The sequence below is a fragment of the Hugonella massiliensis genome (assembly GCA_001486445.1).
Classification (GTDB): domain Bacteria; phylum Actinomycetota; class Coriobacteriia; order Coriobacteriales; family Eggerthellaceae; genus Hugonella; species Hugonella massiliensis.
On sequence record LN908986.1, the window covers coordinates 93,236 to 106,231 of the forward strand.

12 protein-coding genes are annotated in these 12,996 nt (G+C 64.0%); 5 read left to right on the forward strand and 7 right to left on the reverse strand.

All coding sequences use genetic code 11. The features are described from left to right. Positions 1 to 35: 35 nt before the first annotated feature. Together BN3270_RS03030 and trmB are read left to right on the forward strand one after the other, a co-directional pair. Positions 36 to 1,214, forward strand: coding sequence for a phosphoribosylaminoimidazolecarboxamide formyltransferase (locus BN3270_RS03030; protein ID WP_058985719.1), 1,179 nt, complete (start codon positions 36 to 38; stop codon positions 1,212 to 1,214). Positions 1,215 to 1,336: 122 nt separating this feature from the next. Continuing rightward, a complete protein-coding gene (gene trmB, locus BN3270_RS03035) occupies positions 1,337 to 2,185 on the forward strand; it encodes a tRNA (guanine(46)-N(7))-methyltransferase TrmB (RefSeq protein ID WP_058985720.1) in 849 nt (282 codons plus the stop codon). 96 nt (positions 2,186 to 2,281) lie between these two features. On the opposite strand, the gene BN3270_RS03040 is transcribed toward trmB, so the two are convergent. Further along, positions 2,282 to 3,703: an FAD-binding oxidoreductase gene (locus BN3270_RS03040; protein WP_058985721.1), complete on the reverse strand. Its 1,422-nt coding sequence runs from the start codon at positions 3,701 to 3,703 to the stop codon at positions 2,282 to 2,284. 229 nt (positions 3,704 to 3,932) lie between these two features. Here BN3270_RS03040 and BN3270_RS03045 point away from each other — a divergent pair, with 229 nt between their 5' ends. Both BN3270_RS03045 and BN3270_RS03050 read left to right on the forward strand, forming a co-directional pair. Next, a complete protein-coding gene (locus tag BN3270_RS03045) occupies positions 3,933 to 5,084 on the forward strand; it encodes a CobW family GTP-binding protein (RefSeq protein WP_058985722.1) in 1,152 nt (383 codons plus the stop codon). Between the two features lie 52 nt (positions 5,085 to 5,136). Further along, complete coding sequence (locus tag BN3270_RS03050; RefSeq protein WP_082673307.1) at positions 5,137 to 6,144, forward strand: bile acid:sodium symporter family protein; 1,008 nt, start codon at positions 5,137 to 5,139, stop codon at positions 6,142 to 6,144. Between the two features lie 15 nt (positions 6,145 to 6,159). Here the strand turns inward: BN3270_RS03050 and BN3270_RS03055 are convergent, their stop codons facing one another. The 6 genes from BN3270_RS03055 to BN3270_RS03080 all read right to left on the reverse strand — a co-directional run bounded on the left by BN3270_RS03055 (position 6,160) and on the right by BN3270_RS03080 (position 11,567). Next, positions 6,160 to 7,545 carry a sensor histidine kinase gene (locus tag BN3270_RS03055; RefSeq protein ID WP_058985723.1) on the reverse strand — a complete coding sequence of 462 codons (1,386 nt, stop codon included), beginning with the start codon at positions 7,543 to 7,545 and terminating at the stop codon, positions 6,160 to 6,162. Positions 7,546 to 7,554: 9 nt separating this feature from the next. Continuing rightward, positions 7,555 to 8,247, reverse strand: a complete 693-nt coding sequence (locus BN3270_RS03060) for a winged helix-turn-helix domain-containing protein (RefSeq protein ID WP_058985724.1) — start codon at positions 8,245 to 8,247, stop codon at positions 7,555 to 7,557. Between the two features lie 9 nt (positions 8,248 to 8,256). Next, positions 8,257 to 9,132, reverse strand: coding sequence for a Ppx/GppA phosphatase family protein (locus tag BN3270_RS03065; protein WP_058985725.1), 876 nt, complete (start codon positions 9,130 to 9,132; stop codon positions 8,257 to 8,259). A gap of 88 nt (positions 9,133 to 9,220) precedes the next feature. Then, entirely contained in the window at positions 9,221 to 10,075 is an 855-nt protein-coding gene (locus BN3270_RS03070; RefSeq protein ID WP_058985726.1) for a universal stress protein, read from the reverse strand. 103 nt (positions 10,076 to 10,178) lie between these two features. Beyond that, positions 10,179 to 10,397, reverse strand: a complete 219-nt coding sequence (locus BN3270_RS03075) for a hypothetical protein (RefSeq protein WP_058985727.1) — start codon at positions 10,395 to 10,397, stop codon at positions 10,179 to 10,181. A gap of 15 nt (positions 10,398 to 10,412) precedes the next feature. Beyond that, positions 10,413 to 11,567, reverse strand: a complete 1,155-nt coding sequence (locus tag BN3270_RS03080) for an inorganic phosphate transporter (RefSeq protein ID WP_058985728.1) — start codon at positions 11,565 to 11,567, stop codon at positions 10,413 to 10,415. Positions 11,568 to 11,877: 310 nt separating this feature from the next. Here BN3270_RS03080 and BN3270_RS03085 point away from each other — a divergent pair, with 310 nt between their 5' ends. Next, positions 11,878 to 12,354, forward strand: coding sequence for a deoxycytidylate deaminase (locus tag BN3270_RS03085; protein ID WP_058985729.1), 477 nt, complete (start codon positions 11,878 to 11,880; stop codon positions 12,352 to 12,354). The last annotated feature ends 642 nt before the right edge of the window (positions 12,355 to 12,996 follow it).

Sequence of the window (12,996 nt, forward strand, 5' to 3'; positions counted from 1 at the left end):
TCAACCGCCCCATCCCACCGCACAGAGGAGGACCTGTGAATTCCCTTGAACTGAAATACGGTTGCAACCCCAACCAGAAGCCCGCCCGCATCTTCATGAAGGATGGCTCCGATTTGCCCGTCACCGTCGTGAACGGCAAACCCGGTTACATCAACTTTCTCGACGCCTTGAACTCCTGGCAGCTCGTCCGTGAGCTCAAGGAGGCCACCGGCCTGCCCGCTGCCGCGTCCTTCAAGCACGTGAGCCCCGCCGGCGCCGCCCTGGGCCTGCCCCTTTCCGACGTCGAGCGCCAGATCTACTTCGTGGACGACGGCTTCGACCCCTCGCCCGTAGCCGCCGCCTACATCCGCGCTCGCGGCGCCGACCGCATGTCGTCCTACGGCGACTGGGCAGCCGTATCCGACATCTGCGACGCCGACGTGGCCCGCGTGCTCCAGCACGAGGTGTCCGACGGCATCATCGCCCCGGGCTACACCGACGAGGCTATCGAGATTCTGAAGACCAAGAAGAAGGGCAACTACAACATCGTCGCGATCGATCCCTCCTACGAGGCGGCCGAAATCGAGCAGAAGGACGTCTTCGGCATCACCTTCGAGCAGCGCCACAACGACTACAAGATCTCGGCCGACCAGCTCGACAACGTCGTGACCGATAACAAAACCATCCCCGACGCCGCCAAGACCGACTTGGTGCTCGCCCTCATCACCCTGAAGTACACCCAGTCGAATTCGGTCTGCTACACCAAGAACGGCCAGACCGTGGGCGTGGGCGCCGGCCAGCAGAGCCGCATCCACTGCACGCGCCTGGCCGGCAACAAGGCCGATACCTGGAGCCTGCGCCACCACCCCAAGGTCTTGGGCCTGCAGTTCGTCGACGGCATCCGCCGCGCCGACCGCGACAACGCCATCGACGTCTACATCTCCGACGAGCACGACGACGTCCTGCGCGACGGCGCCTGGCAGCGCGTCTTCAAGGTAAAACCCGACGTGCTCACCGACGAAGAGAAGAAAGACTGGATCGCCCAGCAGACGGGCCTGTCGCTGGGTTCCGACGCCTTCTTCCCCTTCGGCGACAACATCGAGCGCGCCCGCAAATCGGGCGTGACCTACGTGGCCGAACCGGGCGGGTCGATTCGCGACGATAACGTGATCGAAACCGCCAACCGCTACGGCATGGCCGTGGCCTTCACCGGCATGCGTCTCTTCCATCACTGATCCGGCGCCCCGCAACGCTTGCGCACCGAGACCCCCGACCTGCCGCGCGCGGGCCGGGGGTCTCCTCGTTTTCGCCGCCCGCTTCTGCTAGGATGCTGCCTGCTCGATAGAAGGGATTGCGCATGACCCGTACCGCTCGCTCGCGCAAGCACAAAGGATTCGATCTGGAAAAGCGCCTGGCCGCCGCCGCTACCGCCGTGGAACGCGACCCCGCCCGCTGGCGAGGGCGCTGGCATACCTGGCACGCTGCCGAAACGACCGCCGGCGCCCGCCCCTGGCGCCGGGTCGTCGTCGATTTAGGCTGCGGAAAAGGCGCAGCGACCGTGGCCCTTGCCGCCGCGTACCCCGACACCTTGTTCGTGGGCATCGACGCCGAACCGGTGTGCACCCTGCAGTCTGCCGAGAAAGCGGTGGCCGCTCACCTGTCCAACGCCGTCTTCCCCCTCTGCGCGGACCCGCAGCTGCCCGACCTGTTCGCCCCCGGGGAAATCGATCGGCTCGCGATGAACTTCCCCACCCCGCATCCCAAGAAGAAGCACGCGCCCCTGCGCTTGACCCACGTCGATCGGCTGATCGCCTATCGGCCTCTGCTCGCACCGGGCGCCGTGCTCGCTCTGAAGACCGATAGCGACCCCTTCCTGCAGTTCAGCTTGGAAGAACTCGCACTCGCCCGCTACCGCGTCGTGCAGACCGCGCGCGACTGGCGTGCCGCCCACCCCGACGAGCCGGCGACCGAATACGAAGAAAAGCTGGTGGCCAAGGGCGCGCCCGTGCTCGGCCTTCTAGCCCTGCCCACCACCGAGCCCGCACCGCACCCCGAGGACATCGTGCAGACAGCCCACCTGAGCCTCTACGACTACCTGCCCGCCAACCTCGACGAGCTCGCTTACGTGGCCCACGGGATGGAGGGCGCCGTGGAGAACATGCGCAACCACGCCCGTCACCTGGCCGAGAAGCGTACCCGCGCCTAGCGGGGGCGCAACCGTCGCGCCCCCGCGCGCCCCGCATGAAAAAGCGGGCGCAAGCTCGCCGCTCGCGCCCGCTTCCCTTCGCTTTTAATGCGCGCCCTAGAGGTCGCTGCAGACCTTGCCCGGGTTGAGGATGCCCTTGGGGTCGAACACGTTCTTGATGCCCGCCATGAGCGCAATGGCCTCGTTGCCGAGCGACTCGCGCAGGTAGGCCTTCTTGCCGAAGCCGATGCCGTGCTCGCCGGACACCTGCCCGCCGAACTCCTCGGCCTTGGCGTAAGCGTCGTGCATGACCTTAGCGACCTTTTCCTTGAACTCGCCTTCGTCGATGTCGTTGCCGGCGCAGTAGATGTGCAGGTTGCCGTCGCCGGCATGGCCGAACGAGCGGATGCGCACGCCGTACTTGACGCCCGTTTCGTGCACGAACTTGAGCATGGCGGCGATCTTGTCGACCGGGACGCAGACGTCCATCTCGTCGAGCAGGTCGGCCTCGTCTTCGATCACAGTGAGGAAGGCGCTGCGGGCGGCCCACACCGCTTCCTTCTGGGACGGTTCGTCGACGACGAGCACGTCGAAGGCCCCGGCTTCATCGGCCACTTCGGCCAGGGTTTCGGCGCGCTGCATGATTTCGTCGAGGTCGTTGCCGTCGAGCGTGACCAGGATATAGGCGCCCGCTTCCTGCCCCTGCACTTCGGTGGGGAACACGTTGTTGCCCGTGGCCGCCGCCGAAGAGTCGACGATATCGCGTTCCATGAATTCGAGCGACTGGGGGTTCAGGCCGGCCAGCTTGATCTTCGGCACGGCGCTGATGGCCTCGTTGATGTCGGTGAAGGGAAGGATGAAGCTGATGTTCTCCTGCGGGTTGGGGATGAGCTTCATCGTGAGCTCGGTAATCACCGCGAGCGTGCCCTCGGAGCCCACGAGCAGATGCAGCAAGCTGTAGCCCGACGAGGACTTGGCCACCGCGCGGCCGATCTTCATGATGTGGCCGTTGGGCAGCACGGCGGTGACGGCTTCGACGTAGTCGCGCGTGGTGCCGTACTTGACGGCGCGCATGCCGCCGGCGTTGGTGGACACGTTGCCGCCGATCGAGCCGGTCTTCTCGCCGGGATCGGGCGGATACATGAGGTCATGCTCGAGGGCGTCGGCAGCCAGGTCGCACAGGCGCACGCCGGGCTGAACGCGCACGTTGAGGTTGTTCATGTCGTAGCCGATGATCTGGTCCATATGCATGGTGCACAGGATCACGCCGCCGGCAAGCGGGGTGCAGCCGCCGGCAAGCCCCGTGCCCGCGCCGCGCACGGTGACGGGAATCTCATGCTCGTTGCAGACCGCCATGATCTCGGACACCTGTTCGGTGGTAGCGGGGAACAGCACGAGGTCGGGCATGCGAGACCCGTAGATCGGCATCTCGTCGTGCGCGTAGTCTTCGTTGATATCCTCGTACTCGTAATTGTCTTCGCCGACGATCGACTTGAGCTTGGCCGCAAGTTCGTCGGTGAGCTCGTTGTAATGGGGCATATCGTCCTCTTTCCCGAAGTTAGACGTTTTCGTTTGTACCATTGGCCCCGCCGCGCGGCAGCAAGGATTCGGGGAACGCGCAACAAGGTCCTTAAGCGGCGCGAATACGGGGGCGAACGGAAAGCGATGCGGCTTGGGCGCATTTGGTAACGACTGGCGCGCGCCCCTTCCCGCGGGCCGCATCAGGCGTACACTTCACTCGAACGCACCGATACGCAAAGGAGTTCCCATGGCCGAAACCAAGGGCCCGGTGAAGATCATCCTGCTCACCGGTTATCTGGGAGCGGGCAAGACCACCCTGCTCAACCACATTCTGGCGAACGACGAGGGCATCCGCGCCGCCGTGATCGTCAACGACATCGGAGAGGTCAACGTCGACGCCGGCCTCATCGCCAACGGCGGCTATTCTCAGGCCGACGACATCATTCCCCTGTCGAACGGCTGCATCTGCTGCACGCTCGCCGACGACCTGGCCCAGCAGCTTTCCGACATCGCCGATTCGGGCGACTTCGACTACATCATCATCGAGGCTTCGGGCATCTGCGAGCCCATCCCCATCGCCTACACGATCCAGGCCTTCTGCGACGATTCCCAGCACAACGGCCACGCGCCGCTCGCCTTGGACAACATCGTCGCCGTCGTCGACTGCGCCCGCATGTTCGACGAGTTCCAAGGCGGGCGCGACCTGCTCGCCGACGACATCGACGAGGACGACATCGAGGCCCTGCTCATCCAGCAGCTCGAGTTCTGCACCACGGTCGTCCTGAACAAGACCGACCAGGTCACGCCCGACCAGATCGCCGAGCTCAAGGCCATCGTGCGCAGCCTGCAGAAGGACGCCGTCATCGTGGAGGCCGACCACGGCAACGTCGACATGGGCGAGCTGCTCAACACCGGCCGCTTCGACTTCGAGCGCGCCTACGACTCCGCCGCCTGGATCGACGCGATGGAACACCCCGAAGAGCACGACGACCCCGAAGTGCTCGAGTACGATATCGCAACCTTCGTCTACCAGCGCCGCCGCCCCTTCGACATCGAGAAGCTTTCCGCCTACGTGGAAACCTGGCCCGACGCGGTCGTCCGGTCCAAGGGCATGCTCTGGTCGGCAGAAGACCCCGACACCTGCTACATCTTCGAGCAGGCCGGCCAGCGGGTCTCGCTGATGGAGAACGGTCTCTTCGTCGATTCGGCCCCCGAAGAGGAAAAGAAGAAGATCATCGCCGAGAACCCCGAGCTGCTCGACAACTGGGACGACGAGGTGGGCGACCGCATGAACAAGATCGTCTTCATCGGGCGCCACATGGACCAAGACGCCCTGATCGAAGGTCTCGACGCCTGCCTGACCGACTGGATCCCCGACGAATTCGACGAGAAGGCGTAAGAGCCCCCGACGGCGCCCCGTCCCCTGGGGCGCCGGCTTGCGAAAGCCCCTCATGTCAACTTCCCGCATCTTCGACAATTGGAAGGCCCTCGGCCGGTTCATCGGCCGGCATATGGCCGTCGCGATCCTGTTCTGCCTGGCGGCGGGCATCTCCTTCCCCCAGGCCTTTTCCCCGCTCACCCATGCGGTACCGGCGCTCTTCGCCTTCATGACCTTCCAGAGCTCGCTGGGCATCACCCTGCGCAGTCTGAAGGACGCCCTCGCCCACCCGGCCGCCATCCTGCTCACGCTCGCCTTCGCCCATGTCGTCGTCCCCCTGCTCGCCTTCCTCGCAGGCAACCTCTTCTTCGGGTTCGATCCCACCATCGTGTGCGGCATCGTGCTGGAATACTGCGTGCCCGTCGCGACGAGCGCGATCATGTGGGTGGCCATGTTCCACGGCAACGTGTCCATAGCGCTCGCAACCCTGCTCGCAAGCGTCCTTATCTCGCCCTTCTCGATCCCCTTCACCCTGCAGGTTCTGTTGGGCACGTCGGTCGAGATCGACGCGGCGGGAATGATCGCCTCGATGGCGGGGATGGTGGCCCTGCCCGCGCTCGCCGGGCTCGCGATCAACGAGGGCACGAAAGGCTGGGGGGAGCGCAGCCTTTCACCTGCGATCGCGCCGGCGGCCCGCATCGTGCTCGTGACGATCGTGGCCACCAACTCGTCGGCCATCGCCGATTACGTGCGCCACCTCACGCCCGAGCTCGTGGGCGTGCTCGTCTTCGTGGGGCTCTTCGCCGTCTGCACCTTCTTCGCGGGCATGGGAATCGCCTGGGTCACGCGGCAGAAGCGCGACCGCTTCATCCCGATGACCTTCGGCTGCGGCATGCGCAACATTTCGGCGGGCGCCGTGCTCGCGATGCAGTACTTCCCCGCCGCCACGCTCTTCCCCGTTATGGCGGGCACGCTCTACCAGCAGGTCCTCGCCGCCCTGTTCAGCAAGCTGATGACGCGCGTCCTGCGCCAGGTGGCCAAACGCGAGGCGGACGAGGGCAAGACGGGTTCGGAAGGCTAGCCGCGCGGGCGCGCCCTACGCGACGGCCGCGGGCAACTCGACGACGAACGAGGCGCCGCCCCATTCGCTTTCCTCCACATGCACCGTTCCGCCATGGGCTTCGGCCGCATGCTTCACGATGGCCAGGCCCAGGCCCGTTCCGCCCGTTTCGCGCGAACGGCTTTCATCGACGCGGAAAAAGCGCTCGAAGATGCGCTCGCGATATTCCTTGGGCACGCCCGGGCCGTCGTCATCGACGGCAAGCACGACCGTATCGCCCGACCGCGCGATACGGACGCGCACGCGGCCGCCGTCGACCGAATAGCGCGCCGCGTTGTCGAGCAGGTTGTAGACGAGCTGTTCGAGCAGTGCCTCGTTGCCGCGCACGAGCGCCTCTTCGGGATGCTTGGACTCTTCGAGCAGCTGGGTCGACAGATGCTTTTCCTCGAACTGAGGGCGTAGGCGCACGCTCACGCGAATGGCCACCTGCGACAGGTCGACCAGAGGAGCGTCGTCGCCCACCATGTTCCCCTCGTCCAGGTGGGACAGGGTAAGCACGTCGTCGACCAGCGAGCGCATGGTCCGCGATTCGGCGAGGATAAGGCCGGCAAAATGCTTGACGTCGCCGGGAGGCACCATCCCGTTTTCCATGAGCTCGGCATAGCCGCCGATGACCTGCAGAGGCGTTTTCATCTCGTGGCTCACGTTGCCGGTGAACTCGCGGCGCAGGTTGGCCGCCCGCCTCAGCTCCTCGTTGGACTTGACCAGCTGGCGGCGCTGTTCGTCGATACGGTCGACCAAGGGCTGCATTTCCTCGTAGTAGGAGCCGACCGAAGGGTGCTTGAGATCGATGGCATCGAAAGGCTTGACGATGCTGCTCACGAGCATGCGGGCGATCAGGTAGGCCACGACGAATTCGACGGCAGTTCCAAGGAGCAGGGCGGGCAACATCGAGCTCACGAAAGCCGGGAAAGACCGCTTGACCTCGCCCAGCCGCACGACCTGGCCGTCGTCGAGTTTGACCGCGGCGAACATGAGGTCCTCCCCCACCGTCGCCGATTGGCGCGAGGACACCGACGAACCCTCGGTGCGCGCCCCCTCTATTTCGGGCCGCCCGTTGTGGTTTTCCATCGTGGAGGCGTCGGCTTCGGAATCGTAGAGAACCACTCCATCGGGGTCGACGAGGGTGCTGCGCACGTCGCTCATCGCAAGGCCCCCCAAATCGCGCACACGGTAATCGGCGTCGACGGCATCGAGCGACGCCGCGACCGCCTCGGTGCGGTCGAGCAGAGAATCGCTCATGTCCCGTTCGTAGGTTTGGTAACAGACCGCTGTGATGATGGTGGCGATCACGAGCGCCGCCGCCACTGCGAAGAGGAATAACTCGAGGAAGAGGCGGCGGGAGAGGTTTTTGCGGGCCACGGCGGACGCCTAAGAATCGCTGCGGGCCCGATAACCCACGCCGCGTACCGTTTGAATCACGTCGCCCGCACCTTTTTCGACGTCGTTGAGCTTCTTGCGCAGGGTTTGGACGTGGGTGTCGACCGTGCGCGTTTCGCCGACGTAGTCGGTATCCCAGACCTCTTTGAGCAGCTGGGCGCGGCTGAGCACATGCCCCCGGTTCTCGACGAGGGTGTATAGGAGGCTGAACTCCTTCAGAGTGAGTTCGACGGGCGCGCCGTTGACGCGCACGTCATGAGCGTCGGTGTCGATTGCGATGTCGCCGCAGCGCACCACTGCGTCGCGCGCGGCCTCGCCGCGCGACGCGCGGCGCAAGAGGGCGTTGCAGCGGCTCACAAGCTCCATCATGCCGAAGGGCTTGGCCAAGTAGTCGTCGGCACCGGCGTCGAGCCCGGTGACCTTGTCGATTTCGGTCCCCTTGGCCGTGAGCATCATGACGGGGATGTTGGCCAGGCGCGCATCCTGACGCAGCTGGCGCAGAATGGTGAGCCCGTCGGTGTGCGGGAGCATGATGTCGAGCAGGATAAGGTCGGGCACCGCTTCCCTGCAGGCCGCGTAGAAGGGTTCCGCTTCAGGAAAGCCCTTGGCTTCGAGTCCCGATTGAGCGAGCGCGTAGAGCGCTAGCTCGCGTACGTTTGCATCGTCTTCAACGTAGTAAATCATAGCCGCATTCTACAATCGTGAAATTCTATCGAGCAAGTAGCCTTCGCGCACGCCGCACTTGTTTATCGTCATGCGCTGGGCGCCCGTGGCGCGGAAGACCTCGCGGATGATCGCACAGCCGGGCACGAGCGTGTGCACGCGCTGAGCGCACACGCGCAGAAGACCATGGGCGAAGGGTCCGGGCTCATCTTGGCAGGAAGCGATGATTTCGTCGACGTGAGCGGGCAGAAGCACGTTCGAGCGAACGCCGCCGTTGCACAAATCGCCCCAAACGCGCGCCGCCGCGCGCACCGAACCGCCCATGCCGAAGAGTTCCGATTCGCCGTGCACCGGCAGCCGGGCCTCGTCGAGAGCGAGGCGGAAGGAGGCGCCGATGCGTTTGATTTCGGCCTTCGTGGGAATCACGCAGTCGACGAACTGGCGGTAGGAGGACAGGGACCCCATGGGGATGCTCTCGCCCGCCACGCTGCCGTCTGCGAAGAGGCGGGTCACTTCGGTCGAGCCGCCGCCCACGTCGATGAGGACGCCCTCTTCAAGGGGGAAAGCCAGGCGCGCGCCCAGAAGGCCCAAGCGCGCCTCCTCCTCGCCGGAGAGCACCTCGACCGCAGCACCCGCTTCCTCTTCCAGCGCGGCGACGGCCATGGCGGAGTTGGTGCAGTTGCGCAGAGCGGCGGTGGCGAACACCCATACCTGGTCGGCGCAGACCACCTGGGCGCGTTTCACCTGACGCTTCACAGCCTTGGCGGCTGCGTCGATGCCCGCCTGCGTCATCGTGCCCAGACGGGACCCGTCCGTGGAGAAGCCGCCCGCAGGCGGCTCCACGAACGCGGACAGACCGATGGATTCCTTCACGTCGATGATCTTGCGCGGCTTCCCCCCGCGCACAGACTTCTTCTTCGGAACGTCGTAGGCGCATAGGCGCACTGTGTTCGACCCTACGTCGATAACCGCGTATCTGCCCACGATAACCGCCCTACGGTTGGGGAACGATGACGGTGGGCACGGCGATGTTCATGAGCACCGAATGGGTGACCGAGCCGAACACCACGCGCCCCAAGGTTGAACGGGAGTGCGTGCCCATGACCAGGTAGTCGAACTTCTTCGAATACTCCACGAGCGTGGCGGAAGGCGTGGGACCTTCGATCGATTCGCCCGAGACCGAAAGGTCGGGATAGGTTTCGCGCAGATGGTCGACCAGGGAGTTCAGGCGGCGCTGGAACTGCTCGCCCACCGGGTCGATGCCGCCGCCCATGGCCTCGGCGGGACGGGTGAGGTAGCTCGGCAGGCCCCACGCCGACACAAGGTCGATCGGCAGGTTGCGGGCCGCGGCATGGTTGGCCGCCCACACGATCGCGCTGTCGCTCGAATCGTCGGCCGCCACGGCAACCATGATTCCGCTCGTCATGTCTTTGGGCTCCCAGTCGAAGGGAACGACGACCGTGGGCACCGTGGTGGAAATCGACACGCGCAGCCCCTTGGCGCCTGTGATGGTCTCGCTCACCGTGGAACCGTGGTGGGTGCCCAAGACAACCGCATCGTGCTGATTGGCCTCGTCGACGATCGTGTCGATGACGGCGCCCGTCTTGGCAAGGGTCTCAACCTTCAGGTCGGGGTAGCGGGCAAGGACCTTTTCCTTGGCCGCCTCGAGAACGGCCTCGATCGAAGCCTCGACCTTTTCGGGAGCCACGCCCGCCTCCTTGGCGAAGTCGGGGTCGCCCACGCACAGGAGCGTGAGCTTGGCGTCCTGGCCCAGCACGTCGCGTGCGGCCCATTCCAAGGCCTTTTCGCCGCGCGAGCTGCCGTCAATGCCAACGAGAATCTTTTTCATGAGTACCGATGTCCTTCCCTATCGGTAGAAGCCTACGTAAAGCGTCTCTCGACAAAAAGAGCCGGACCCTTATGCGTGGCGGCGTTCGGCTCCCCTTCGGTGCTTAGTGGAACACCGGGATGATGAGGTAGAGGGCGTAGATGACAACCGCAACGCAACCGGCGAAACAAAGGTAGGCAAGAGCCTTTCGTGCGCTTCCCACCTGGTTCTGGCGGCCTTCGTCGCCCACGAGCAGACGCAAGCCGCTTGCAAACAGGAAGCCTACGCCACAGACGATGCCAGTGGCGACGGCGAGTACGAGGAAAAAGTTTGCTACCTGCATGACGTTCTCCTATCCCTAAGCCTGAGCAGCGGCATCGTTGGTAGGGTTGAGCTTCACGTCGGTGCCCTCGTTGACGTTGGTGGCGTTGACGGGGTTGCGGCGCGACAAGCGGAAGATGATGAAGGCGCAGGCCACGAAGAGGACGGCGACCGCGATCGTCCCGTAAATGCTCGTCTTCGCGAGAGCGCAGGCAAGAGCACCGACGAGGCCGGCGGCCGGGAAGGTGACGAGCCAGGCGATGAGCATCTTGCCGGCAACTTTCCAGTTGACCGCGTTGCCCTTCTTGCCGAGACCGCAGCCGATGATCGAACCCGAGCAGACCTGCGTGGTCGAAAGGGCGAAGCCCAGGTGGGAAGACACGAGGATGGTAGTCGTGGAAGCGGCTTCAGAGGCGAAACCCTGCAGGGGGGTCACTTCGGTGAGGCCCTTGCCGAGGGTGCGGATCACGCGCCAACCGCCCATATAGGTGCCCATCGCGATGGCGAGACCGCAGATGAGGACCACCCAGAACTGGGGGCCGGTACCCGACGCCTGCTCGCCGACGGCAATGAGGGTCAGCGTGATGATGCCCATGGTCTTCTGGGCATCGTTGGTGCCATGAGAGAGGGCCAGCAAGCACGCGGTGATCGTCTGCCCGTGACGGTAGCCCTCTTCCATCTGCTGCTCGTTCATCTTCTTTACTACCGCCGACATGACCCGTACCGCGCAGAATGCGGCGAATCCCGCAATGACCGGCGAGATGAGCGCCGGGATGAGAATCTTGTTGAGCACGGCCATGAAGTTCACGCCTTCGACGCCCGCGCCCACGATGACAGCGCCCACGAGGCCGCCGAAGAGGGCGTGGGAGGAACTCGACGGGAGGCCGACGAGCCAGGTGATAAGGTTCCACAGGATGGCGCCCACCAGGCCGGCGAAGATGAAGCCCGCCTGGATGGTGACCTGCTGTTCGTTGATAATGCCGCCCGAAATGGTCTTGGCGACTTCGGTCGACAGGAAGGCGCCGATCAGGTTGAGGGTGCCGGCGGCCATAACGGCGGTCTTGGGTTTCAGGGCCCCGGTGGCAATCGAGGTGGCCATAGCGTTCGCCGTGTCATGGAAGCCGTTCGTAAAGTCGAAGACGAGCGCAGTGGCGATAACGAGGATCACGACGGTGAGCGTTACTGGATCCATGCGAAATCCGATCCCTCCCGAATACCCTGCCGTTTACAGGCAAATTGCAAGACGGCATCAATAGTAAGAAACCTTTGTTAAATGTAGGTCAGAAACGACAAGCGGTCGTGTCAGGTTTTTAAGGCGGCTTTTGCGGATTTCATAGAGGAACTCACGCCCTTCACCTGGGAAAATACGCTACGTCTTGAATATAGCACCCCTCAGTTCACGGCGCAGCGCATACAGCGTAAGAACTTTGCAGAAACGTTGCTCGCCCGCAAAGCGATACACTGAAAGAGTTGACCGTCGGTAGGCACGAAGGAAGGGAACCATGCCCGACAAACGCAACAACGTCATTTCTTGGGACGAGTTCTTCATGAAGGTGGCCGTCGCGGCGTCGCAACGCAGCAAAGACCCCAACACGCAGGTGGGCGCTTGCATCGCCAACACCAACCACCGCATTCTTTCGGTGGGCTACAACGGCACGCCGAGCGCCTTGAACGACGACGACTTCCCCTGGGGCGCCTCCGACGACCCCCTGCACGACAAACACAGCTACGTGGTACACGCCGAAGCCAACGCCGTGCTCAACTATCGCGGGTCGCTCAAGGACCTCGAAGGCGCGACCGTGTACGTGACCCTCTTCCCCTGCCAGGAATGCGCGAAGATCCTCGTGCAGGTGGGCATCGGGGCAGTGGTCTACGCCGACGACAAATACAAGGGCACGATCGGCAATCAGATCAGCCGGCGCATCTTCGATGACTGCGGCGTGACCTACCGCAAGTTCGAAGGCGACGACGAAGCCTAGGGGACCCCGCCCTAAGGCCCAGTGCCGCAGCCGCCGAATCATCCCCATCGCCGCTTCCGCTGCCGTCGCCACATCCCCGCAGCCGCCGCCGCTTCCCCGTCGCAACCGCAGCCGCCGCTTTCGCCGCCCCAATCCTCGCAACCGCAGCCGCCGCTTCCCCGTCGCTGCTCCCCATCCGGCGTTTTCGGCAACAGACACGACAGAGGCCGAGAAATGACGTAAATATCTCTATTTCGCGAACGGTAGCTCAGTTATTGGACACTATCAGTTTTTTTGTTTAGAAACAGTCTTCTGCAGAAGGCCAACGGCCCGTTTTCTCCAAGGGAACACGCGAAATAGAGGTTTTTACGTCAAAATCCCCTTCCGCTCATGAAAGGGAGGGCAGCGGCGTATGAAGAACGCCCACTACACCGGGGCGCAGTCGCGGCGTGCGGCATGGACAACAAACCCTCGCAAGAGAGAACGAGCGTCAAACCAAGCGAGGCGCAGCCCTCGACACGCACGCCCGAAAACCCTTGATGGTCTGCCAATCAAGTTTTCGATGCAATTCGGTCTCTGAACCGTGGAAGAGTGCTTCGTACCTGGACATATATTGCAATGTTGTTCATTGTTAATGACCTGAGGAGCGCGAGGGCTCGAAAA

Bases quoted from the DNA above. Each gene is read 5' to 3' on its own strand.
- BN3270_RS03085 (WP_058985729.1), top strand. From the start codon at position 11,878: ATGCCCGACAAACGCAACAACGTCATTTCTTGGGACGAGTTCTTCATG.
- trmB (WP_058985720.1), top strand. From the start codon at position 1,337: ATGACCCGTACCGCTCGCTCGCGCAAGCACAAAGGATTCGATCTGGAA.
- BN3270_RS03045 (WP_058985722.1), top strand. From the start codon at position 3,933: ATGGCCGAAACCAAGGGCCCGGTGAAGATCATCCTGCTCACCGGTTAT.
- BN3270_RS03075 (WP_058985727.1), bottom strand. From the start codon at position 10,397: ATGCAGGTAGCAAACTTTTTCCTCGTACTCGCCGTCGCCACTGGCATC.
- BN3270_RS03060 (WP_058985724.1), bottom strand. From the start codon at position 8,247: ATGATTTACTACGTTGAAGACGATGCAAACGTACGCGAGCTAGCGCTC.
- BN3270_RS03050 (WP_082673307.1), top strand. From the start codon at position 5,137: ATGTCAACTTCCCGCATCTTCGACAATTGGAAGGCCCTCGGCCGGTTC.
- BN3270_RS03070 (WP_058985726.1), bottom strand. From the start codon at position 10,075: ATGAAAAAGATTCTCGTTGGCATTGACGGCAGCTCGCGCGGCGAAAAG.
- BN3270_RS03080 (WP_058985728.1), bottom strand. From the start codon at position 11,567: ATGGATCCAGTAACGCTCACCGTCGTGATCCTCGTTATCGCCACTGCG.
- BN3270_RS03040 (WP_058985721.1), bottom strand. From the start codon at position 3,703: ATGCCCCATTACAACGAGCTCACCGACGAACTTGCGGCCAAGCTCAAG.